Source organism: Microcoleus sp. w1-18aA5, from assembly GCF_036701705.1.
In the GTDB taxonomy this organism is placed as follows: domain Bacteria; phylum Cyanobacteriota; class Cyanobacteriia; order Cyanobacteriales; family Microcoleaceae; genus Microcoleus.
The window spans coordinates 1-9,885 of record NZ_JAUPTE010000128.1 but is presented as its reverse complement, the minus strand read 5'-3'; the positions used below and the strand labels follow the sequence as shown (position 1 = coordinate 9,885).

General features: G+C 45.6%; 10 protein-coding genes. 5 read left to right on the top strand and 5 right to left on the bottom strand.

Annotated elements, in window-relative coordinates; genetic code table 11:
• Window positions 1-71: 71 nt before the first annotated feature.
• The 3 genes from Q5691_RS26765 to Q5691_RS26755 form a co-directional block, all read right to left on the bottom strand.
• Window positions 72-311, bottom strand: coding sequence for a hypothetical protein (locus tag Q5691_RS26765; protein ID WP_333348172.1), 240 nt, complete (start codon window positions 309-311; stop codon window positions 72-74).
• An 8-nt stretch (window positions 312-319) separates the two neighbouring features.
• Entirely contained in the window at window positions 320-703 is a 384-nt protein-coding gene (locus tag Q5691_RS26760) for a hypothetical protein (RefSeq protein ID WP_333348169.1), read from the bottom strand.
• A gap of 92 nt (window positions 704-795) precedes the next feature.
• Window positions 796-1,554: a hypothetical protein gene (locus tag Q5691_RS26755; protein ID WP_333348166.1), complete on the bottom strand. Its 759-nt coding sequence runs from the start codon at window positions 1,552-1,554 to the stop codon at window positions 796-798.
• 97 nt (window positions 1,555-1,651) lie between these two features.
• Here Q5691_RS26755 and Q5691_RS26750 point away from each other — a divergent pair, with 97 nt between their 5' ends.
• The 5 genes from Q5691_RS26750 (at window position 1,652) to Q5691_RS26730 (ending at window position 7,896) form a co-directional block, all read left to right on the top strand.
• On the top strand, window positions 1,652-3,574 hold the full coding sequence (locus Q5691_RS26750; RefSeq protein WP_333348175.1) for an ABC-F family ATP-binding cassette domain-containing protein: 1,923 nt from the start codon (window positions 1,652-1,654) through the stop codon (window positions 3,572-3,574).
• 77 nt (window positions 3,575-3,651) lie between these two features.
• Entirely contained in the window at window positions 3,652-4,770 is a 1,119-nt protein-coding gene (locus Q5691_RS26745) for an AAA family ATPase (RefSeq protein ID WP_333348162.1), read from the top strand.
• Window positions 4,757-5,314: a hypothetical protein gene (locus tag Q5691_RS26740; RefSeq protein ID WP_333348159.1), complete on the top strand. Its 558-nt coding sequence runs from the start codon at window positions 4,757-4,759 to the stop codon at window positions 5,312-5,314. The genes Q5691_RS26745 and Q5691_RS26740 overlap by 14 nt, the downstream gene beginning before the upstream one ends.
• Before the next feature lie 450 nt (window positions 5,315-5,764).
• Window positions 5,765-6,985 (top strand): hypothetical protein, encoded by a 1,221-nt coding sequence (locus Q5691_RS26735; protein WP_333213416.1) that lies wholly within the window; start codon window positions 5,765-5,767, stop codon window positions 6,983-6,985.
• 335 nt (window positions 6,986-7,320) lie between these two features.
• Window positions 7,321-7,896, top strand: coding sequence for a TIGR04376 family protein (locus Q5691_RS26730; RefSeq protein WP_333213417.1), 576 nt, complete (start codon window positions 7,321-7,323; stop codon window positions 7,894-7,896).
• Between the two features lie 350 nt (window positions 7,897-8,246).
• On the opposite strand, the gene Q5691_RS26725 is transcribed toward Q5691_RS26730, so the two are convergent.
• Complete coding sequence (locus Q5691_RS26725; protein ID WP_333348156.1) at window positions 8,247-9,143, bottom strand: pirin family protein; 897 nt, start codon at window positions 9,141-9,143, stop codon at window positions 8,247-8,249.
• Between the two features lie 155 nt (window positions 9,144-9,298).
• On the bottom strand, window positions 9,299-9,514 hold the full coding sequence (locus Q5691_RS26720) for a hypothetical protein (protein WP_333076209.1): 216 nt from the start codon (window positions 9,512-9,514) through the stop codon (window positions 9,299-9,301).
• Window positions 9,515-9,885 lie beyond the last annotated feature (371 nt).

Genomic DNA, 9,885 nt, shown 5'->3' with positions numbered 1-9,885 from the left:
TCGCTGGTATTTATAATTATGAACTTTTTTTGAAGACAAACTAGCGCTCGTCTGAGACTTTCGCAAGAGGTCTATTGAACGTGGATACGCCAGCCTGAGACTTTATCGATATCAGCACGATAAATTGCCTGCTTCACACCCTTTACTTTGTGCAGTCTCGTCTTGGGAAACTTTCTCGTTCTGTGACATTCGTTGTCTTCAAGTTCTGCCAAAGCTTCAAGAAAACAAATCTTTAGCTCATCATCTGGCAAAATCTTCATGGCTTCGTGAATAATGCCATATTCATCGCAGAGCTTAATAGTCTGTGCCATAAATAAGCTTAGGAGATTTGGGCAGCTTCTAGATTGTGGTCAAGCATATCTTGATATAGAGACTCTGCTACACCCTGATATGCTTTATCGAGGTCATCGTGTTTGACTGCTCGAAAAAGAGTAAAGATAACTTGCCCAAAAATTGGATCTTCGTCAACTGCCCAAATCACCCTTAGTGTTCGAGAAATCCTTAGTGTGTAGAGTGAAGATTCGTAACCATTAAGATTTGTCGGTAAGCGCACGCGGCGCAGCTTACGATAGACATCAGCTTTTTTAGTTGGAAAGAGACTAGCGCAATCGTTGATTTTTTTAATCACTGCTGCTCTTTCGTCTTCACTCAACTTAGCAATATCTTTCTCAAATCCCCTTGTTGACTCAATTAGAATATCCACTTTACAAACCGCCAGTCTGATTATGATTATGTCTATTATAGCGCTGTTCTACTGCGGTTATGCGAGGGAGAGTATGGATTATAATCAAATCCCTATCGCGCAATAAAAACAATTTCTCCAAATACTTCGGTAAAGAAATCCTGAAAAATATCGAGTTTATCTTTTTCCGGCGATGATGTGATAGTCTTAATTTCACTATTTCCAATTCTAAAAACTTTAAATCCCTGCTTCCTCAACCATCGATCCTTCTTTAAATGTTCAGCATATACATCTTCAGAAAGCTCATATTTTGGTCTCTTAGTATCATCATACCTAGCGTAGTGAGATTGACCATCAATTTCAACGACAACTATATCGTTGGTTCCGAACGCAGAACTCTTGAATATGAAGTCTACAATACAGGGCTTTTTTCTATTCGCTCTTTCTTCTTCTGAACGCTTGGAAAAATCCCAATTAAGGTAAACATGAGGAATTAGGGCTGGTAACAATGCTCCCCCATGAACATCTCGACAGCACAAATCACAATATAGATTAAAAAAATCTCTTTCGGGAGTGGACTTTGGATTACAGTAAGTCTCTAGTTTTTTCCAAAGGCTTGATATGTATTTGTCGTAAAATGCAAATGGATATCCCCCACTACGAGATTTTAGGTCAATTATTTCTTCTTTGCTAGCCAAGTTATGTAATTGTGAGTCTATAAGATTCATCCAGTTAATATCTTTACCCTCTTGTATCTGAAGTTTATTAATTCCAGATACACTAAAATCAATGCTACCGTTACCCTTAATTTCAAACCCATCACACCAAGGAAAAAACTTGTCATCCTTGCCGAAAAGTAATATTTGCTGCATTGCAGATATCCTAGTATTATTAGATTGAATTTAGGGGATTATTTCAAATTCTCTAATGAATGCTACCATGAAATTAGGCGAATCATCTTATATACTCATGACTATTTTTACTCTGCGATCGATCAAAAAAGACTTCGGCATCAAGGAACTCTTGACAGATGCCAGTTTCAGCCTGGATGAAGGCGATAAAGTCGGACTCATCGGCACTAACGGTTCCGGGAAATCAACGCTGCTGAAAATGATTGCAGGCTTGGAGTCGATCGACTCTGGCGATCGCTGGGTCAATCCAGGGTCTACAATTGTCTATCTCCCCCAACAGCCGGATTTAGACGAAAATCACACTGTCTTAGAGCAAGTATTTGCCGACAGTGGCGAACAAATGGCTTTAGTGCGAGAATACGAGGAAATTTCCGATCAATTGTCCCACGGCAAAGGCGATACAGACAAGTTGATGGCGCGTCTGTCTGCGGTGTCTGAACGCATCGATGAGGTGGATGCGTGGGATTTGGAAACCAAGGCAAAATTGATTTTGACCAAGTTGGGGATTGAAGATTTTGATGCGAAAATTGCCGACTTGTCCGGCGGCTACCGCAAGCGAATTGCCTTAGCAACGGCCTTGTTGTCCGAGCCCGATGTGTTGCTGATGGATGAACCGACAAACCACTTGGATGCGCTGTCTGTGGAGTGGTTGCAGAACTATTTGAACGGCTATCGCGGTGCTTTGCTGCTGATTACGCACGATCGCTATTTTCTCGATCGCGTTACCAATCGCATCCTGGAGATCGATCGCGGCGACCTTTACAATTATGCTGGGAATTACGCTTATTACTTGGAGAAAAAAGCCTTAGCTGAAGAATCCGCCGCCAGCAGTGTTCGCAAACACGCGGGTGTATTGCGGCGCGAATTGGAATGGCTCAAACGCGGACCGAAGGCGCGCAGTACCAAGCAAAAAGCTCGGATCGATCGCATTAAAGATATGCGAGCCCAGGAGTTCAAAACAGCCAACGGCAAAGTCGAAATTGCGACAGCCGGCCGCCGGATTGGTAAGAAGGTGATTGAGTTACTGCATATCTCTAAAGCTTACGGCGATCGCACTTTAATTAAAGATTTTACCTACAATTTCACACCCGAAGACCGGATTGGAATTATTGGCTGCAACGGTGCGGGAAAATCGACGCTGATGGATATCATCACCGGACGCATTCAGCCGGATTCGGGTACAGTCGAAATTGGCACAACCATTCATATCGGTTATTTTGACCAGCATTCAGAGGATTTGACGCCGAACGAAGACCAGCGAGTTATTGAATACTTGAAAAGTGTAGCCGAGTTGGTGCAAACGGCGGACGGGGAAATCATTACCGCTTCTCAAATGTTGGAAAAGTTTCTGTTTCCACCGAACCAACAGTATGCACCGATTAACAAACTTTCTGGCGGGGAAAAGCGTCGGTTATTTCTGTTGAAAGTGCTGATGAGTGCGCCAAACGTGCTGATTTTGGACGAACCGACAAACGACCTGGACGTGCAGACTTTGGCGGTTTTGGAGGATTATCTCGAAGATTTTAACGGCTGCGTGATTGTGGTGTCCCACGATCGCTATTTTCTCGATCGCACGATCGACATGGTTTTCGCCTTGGAACCGGGCGGCAATTTGCGTTTGTATCCAGGCAATTATTCCGTGTATTTAGACTACAAGAAAGCCGAAGAAGCCAAGGAAATCAAAGGACAAAAAGAAAAAGAAAAACTTACACGCACGGCTGAATCTAATAACTCAAAATTCCAAAGCTCCACTCAAAAATCTACCAAAGTTTCCTTCAATGATAAGCGGGAATACGAACAATTAGAAAGTCAAATTCCGAAGATGGAAGCTGAGAAACAAGAGATTGAGAAGAGGTTGTCTAACAATGCTCCGAGCGGGTTTGCGGAGGTAAAGAAGTTATCGGATCGTTTAGCTCAGTTGACGCAGCAGATCGATCAGGCGACTGAGCGCTGGTTGGAATTGGCCGAACGGGTGGGTTAATTTGGGTTGTCCGAGTGTTGTGTTTAGCTCCTGTTAACAATGACAGGAGCTAGAGGAATTATGAGTGAAAAAATCCCATGCTGAAACGAATATATATTGACAATTTTCGCTGTCTGGTAAACTTTGAACTTGACTTTGATGCAATTAATCTATTTCTGGGTTCTAACGGCTCGGGTAAATCAACAGTTTTTGAGGTGTTGCAGAAAATCCAAGCATTTGTCAGCGGTGACAGTAAGGTAGAAGCAATTTTCAAACTTGCGGACTGCACCCGCTGGCAAACTTTACAAATTCAGCGTTTCGAGCTAGAAATTCTCGGTAATGGCGGCTCCTACACATATCAATTAGGAATTGAGTACAATCGAGATAAATGTCGTGTTGGGTACGAGCGTCTGTTTTTTGATAACAAGCCTTTACTAAAATTTGACTTAGGCGAAGTTCAACTCTATCGAGACAATCATTCAGAAGGGCCGCAATACCAGTTTGACTGGTCGCAATCTATGCTACCTTCATTAATGCCAAGAAACGACAACACGAAGTTAACTTGGTTTAGAGAACGGATGGCGCGATTTATCATCGTGCAAGTTGTTCCTAGCTTGATGGTTGATGAAAGTAGCCAAGAACAAATGCGTTTGACTCCTAAGATGGAAAATTTTGTTTCTTGGTATCGCTACTTATCTGACGACCAAGGTAAAATTGCTGAAATTGGAAATATTTTAAGAGATGTTTTGGATGGATTCACAAATTTTAAGTTTGAGCGAGTAAGCGAAGATAATTTAGTATTAAAATTGCGGTTTTCAGGAGAAACAGATAACAGCAAGCCAATTGAATATCGTCTCGGAGAATTGTCGGACGGACAAAAAACCTTAGTGGCTTTATACGCGCTGATTTACGGTACTAAATCTGAAGAATATACCTTGTGGATTGATGAACCGGAAAACTTTTTAGCATTGCCAGAAATTCAACCCTGGCTGATTGAGCTTTATGACCTTTGTAGCGAGGGAAAACTTCAAGCATTACTAATTTCTCACCATCCTGAGTTAATTAACTATCTTTTAGCTTCACCGATTGGCTATTGGTTTGAGCGTCAAAGCAATGCTGCTGTTCGAGTCAAACGAATTAGCAATGAAGTAGCTGATACTTCGGGATTGCCAGTTTCTGAACTGATTGCACGGGGATGGTTGAATGAGTCAGCGTAGAGTTCAGATTGTCATTCTCTGCGAGGACCTACAGCAGTTTGTTTTTGCGCGTTATTTCCTAAAAAAGCGAGGTTTTACAGGTATAATTCGGGCTAAAATATGTCCGCCCGGTAGCCAAGCTGGAGAACAGTATGTACGCACTCAGTATCTGGCGGAAGTGAAAGCTTATCGCCAGAATAAAAACCGGGTGTCGATCGGATTAGTTGTGTTAATTGATGCAGATACGGGTACGCTGGAAGCAAGACTTAATGAGTTAGCTAGTGTCCTTGCTGAAGATGCTCAGAAAAAGAGGCAATCGAATGAGGCGATCGCGATTTTTGTTCCCAAGCGCAATATTGAGACTTGGATACGCTATTTGCAGGGAGAAACTGTGAATGAGGAGGCTGTTTATGCAAAATTTAAGAATAATGAGGCTGTTTGCAAAACCGTTGTTGAAGATTTAGCCGATCGATGTTATTCTCAGAGCTTACCAGAAGATGCGCCGCTATCGCTTCAGGCAGCTTGTGGGGAATTACAGCGGTTGTTACCCTTGTTGCAGCCATGAGTTATGAGAAAATCTGCAACCGGTTATTACTGTCAAGCAAACTGACTAACAAACTTAAGACGGATAAAAGTCTGAAATCCTTGTCAAATCTGGAACGCAAGCGGAAACAGCGGCAAAAAACCCGCTTTTTTTGCGAGATCCTCAAGTAAAGCTGTGTGTCAAAAACTGCGAAGCCCCGGAGGGTGGGGTTGACAAAAGCAGTAGAATGTGCAGTAAAAGTCAAGGTAAGCAAATAAGACTGGCAGCAGAAAACAGCGGCGAAAAGGCCCAAAACAGGTAAAACAAAAGTCGATCGAGCAAAGTAAGTTGGCCGAGGACTAAAAATATGGTGATGGGTAAGATACAATTGACCTGTTCTTAACCAAGAATTGGTCAACATCACAAGTATCCTGTAGAAGTCTGAAGTTGAGAATCTCAGGGTTGTCGAGGAGCGGGAGCAAACAGAAAACTATGCCTCAAAAAGTAATCGCCAAACAGATGTCTTTGGAATCAGCGTCAGAGCCGATCGCCGTGAGGGCGACGGTGGAAACAGTGCCAGCCGAAGCAGTGGCAGTAGAGTCCTACGCCGATCAGTTGATGGACGAACTGTTTGAAGGAGTCGATCGAGCATTCGACGCTAGCGGCGGACTGCCATCCGAACCCGTGCAGCCAGAATTCGTGGCGCTCAAGTCGATCTCGGTACCTCAAATAGTTTTGTCGCAGTTGGCACCCCCCCAGCCGCAGCGGGGCGAAAAAGACGTAGAAGCGATCGCCCGCCAAGTCGCCCTAGAAACAACCAAAAAACAGCAGTCCAAACAATCATTCGACAGAATGCTGCTGGGAGCAGCATTTGGGTCGCTGCTGCTAGTCATGGGGTTGTGGCTCGCAAGCAGGTCGGGACTCGTGCGCTTGCCCGCTGCCCCCGCACCAGAGACACCCGCAGCAAGTGGCAAAACAGCACCAGATACTCCGTTTGTGGAATATGTGCAGCGATCCCTAGATGCGATCGAACAAAAAAAAGCACCCCCAGCTAACCCCCAACTTGCAGGAGTTCCCGGAGCCCCCACCCCAGGGACGCTGCCGAGCATTCCAATTTCCGGCGCGCCGCCCGCGACCGCAGGTCTTTCGACAGCAGTCAACCGCATTGCTAATGCCCTCGAACAAGCTGCCTCGCAGCCGGGAGCACCAGCACCCCAAGTCGTAGTCATCCCTCCCCCCGCTCAGGTGACTGTGGCTCCGGCTGCCCCGGTAGCTGCGGCTCCGGCGGCTCCTCAAACCAGCGCAGTTTCCCCCTCACCTGCTGCTCCAGCCTCCGGTCGTGCGATCGCCGCTGCGGGAAATCGAGATCCCCTCGCCACTTCCCCTTCCCCCTCGGAGTCTCCCCAGCCAAAGATTTTGGCTCGCGAAACCGAACCGGCACCTGCGCCCCCAGCCCAGCAATCTGCCCCCGCGCCCGATCAATCGGCACCGGCCGTCAGCAGCGCCCCAACTTCCGCGCACACGCTGGTTGGGATTTTGGAGTTGGGCGATCGATCGGCTGCTTTGTTTGAAGTAGACGGCGTAGCCCGCAGAATTTATGTCGGCGAAAGCATCGGCGCTAGCGGTTGGACGCTGGCAGAAATCAAAAATCAAGAAGCAGTGATTCGCAAGGGAGGAGATGTGCGATCGGTTTTTGTCGGCCAAAAGTTCTAATCAATCATCAGTTATGAGTCATTAGTCATCAGTCATTAGTTATGAGTTAGGTCATCGGTAATTGGTAATGGGCAGCGATCGGGCTGTATATGACGAGCAGTGAAAACAGTTATAATATAGGAACCGCCAAGACGTTCTTAATTGCTGAAACCATTGCTCTTATTGCTTCTTGCTTCTATCCGTTAAATCGCTTCCCCAATTCGTTACCGAACTTTCTTCTGCTATAACTAACAACTCAGGATCGATAATCGATCGCCAGTGACTAAGAACCAATGACTAATAACTAATGACCAATGACTAATGACTCATAACTGATGACTGAGGAATTATAAAAAATGGGCTTATTTGATGATTTCAGCCGCTTTCTAGAAACCAGATTAGAAGAATTTTTGCGTAGCAATCCCCATCTCGAATTGCAGGCAATAGAAGAACAACTGAAGGAACAAGAAGAAGACACTCTGCGGCTGATTCTTGATATTCAAAAACAAGAGAAAAAACTGCAAGCCGAAATTCTCTCCGCCGCTCAAGAAATTCAGCGCTGGAATGATCGCATCAACAAAGCTAAAGCTGCTAAAAGGCTCGATTTAGCTCAAGCCGCCCAAGAGCGGCAAGCAGCTTTGCTGCGTCAGGGAAATCAGCGCTGGGGTCAAATGCAAGGCTGCAAAGAACGGATTGAAAAAGCAAAAGAACTGTACCGCCAAATTCAAATACGCCGAAAAGAAGTCCGAGCAAAAGCGGCAGAAGCTGCAACTCGAACTACCACTAAAACAGAGCCAAATTGGGATACAAAGGGTTGGAATCAGAGTTCAAATTATAATAGTTTTAATGCGGCAGATCCTTTAGAAGAAAAGTTTCAACGCTGGGAAGCAGACGAAGAACTCGATCAAATGAAGCGGAATATAGGCCGATAGTTACGAAAGCATCCCAATCCTTTAGGGACGGGTTCACCCGGAACTGGGATTCCTGGTGCAACTATTAGTCAAGCCTCCAGAGTCTCAGGTATTGCGATCGCTCGCTCAGACTTGATATAATTACCATCCTAAAATTCTAGGGCTAATTAATCAATCATCCCTACAATATTCTCACCTACTCAATGAGCGTTGCATATTTATGGTATAAACAAAAGCTCTAATCAAGTAAAAAAATTTATGATTTGTCCCGGCTGTCAATCCACCAATCTGACGGGGTGACAACCCCGTCAGGTAAAAAAGACGAATTCTGAATCAAAAAACAGTTTTTTAATTTAAATCGCTGCGGTTATTCACAACGGTTGCTCTGCTTGAGAAGGTGGCTCTTCTGGCAACGGAATAAACTCTGTCTCTTGAGGAACCTGATCAAACCGTCCCTCTCTCCAATCGAGTTTGGCTTGCTCAATGCGCGAGTGCCGACTCGAAACAAAATTCCACCACTTATGGCGCTCACCAACAGGTTCACCGCCAATCACAATACAACGAGCCTTGCCTGAAGCAGAAATGTTTACTTCAGTGCCGGAAGTGAGAACAGCTAATCGATGTTGTTCCAGAGGCACTCCATCGATCAAAAGCCCCTCTGTTACGCTGTAAACTGCCTGTTCGCTGTAATGACCCGGTAAGGTAAATTCTCTTCCAGCAGTTAGTTCCACGTCCAGATAAATCATGGGTGAAAATATTTGAACTGGCGAAGTACGACCATAGGCCTCACCCGCAATTAGGGTGAACGAAACTCCTGCATCCTCCCAAACAGGCAACTCAGAAGCCGGATGATGCCGAAACCAGGGGTCGGTTTCTTCGTATTCATCGGGAAGTGCTATCCAGGTTTGAATGCCATGCAGGATGGCTTCTTTGCTGCGATCGTCGTCAGGCGTGCGTTCAGAGTGGACAATGCCTCGCCCTGCTGTCATCCAATTCACCGCACCGGGACGGATTTCTTGAACGCTGCCGACACTATCACGATGCAGCAAAACACCTTCAAACAGGTAGGTGACGGTTGCTAAGTTGATGTGCGGATGCGGCCTGACATCCACGCCCCGGCCGGGTGGAAACACCGCAGGGCCGAGATGGTCAAAGAAGATGAACGGGCCTACCAGTGCTAAAACGTCTGAGGGAAGCAAGCGGCGGGCTTGGAATCCACCCAAATCTTGAATGTGTGGCTCAATGAGATGCTGGATGGTATCCGTCATAATGTTTATGAAGTTGGGAAGGCTAATCGTCTATGTCAAAAGTGCATTATACAAAAAGCTATCCTGGTAGAGGCCGATCGCAATATCAGTAACTAATCTAAACTTTCCCCATCGAAAGCTGTTGTAGAGTGTCGAGTTCTCAACGAGCTTTCTACTTACGAGATGATGGAGAGTTCATCACTGACTTGAATCCGACCTTTGACCAGGGAGCGAATCAGACGATCGAGTGAGCCACGTTCTTCTTCACTGATAGACTCATCAAGGATGGCGGCCATCATGCCGTAGCGGTCAGCTTTGGTAACGCGGTGAGTATCGGTGACAGTGGCAATTAATTCGTTGATAGCGCCGGGGAGAAGATTAACTGGAGACATGGGATTGTTTTGAACTCGACACCTTAATCATCTCGTGGTTTCTCCTAAGAGCAAGTGATGGTGCTGGTTTTTTTCCGTGATAATACTGAAAATATTGAGTGAACCAAGTCCGTGTTACCAGTGATCGAAGTCACTACATTGAAACCAATGCAGCGGTGGAACAACTACAACCCACCTTCCGCCCTTTGACTATCACACCGTAATAATTTTCGTCTTACACGAGTCTGAACTTCCTGCTGTTCAAAAGTTTCAGACCTTCTTGACACTCCCTGCGCTGAAGCAGCAGGGAGTGTCAAGAAACTACCAAAAGGTAATTCTTGAAGGCGCTGTCAAAACACCCCTACAAACTCCGTCAAGGTCAAGCCCTAACA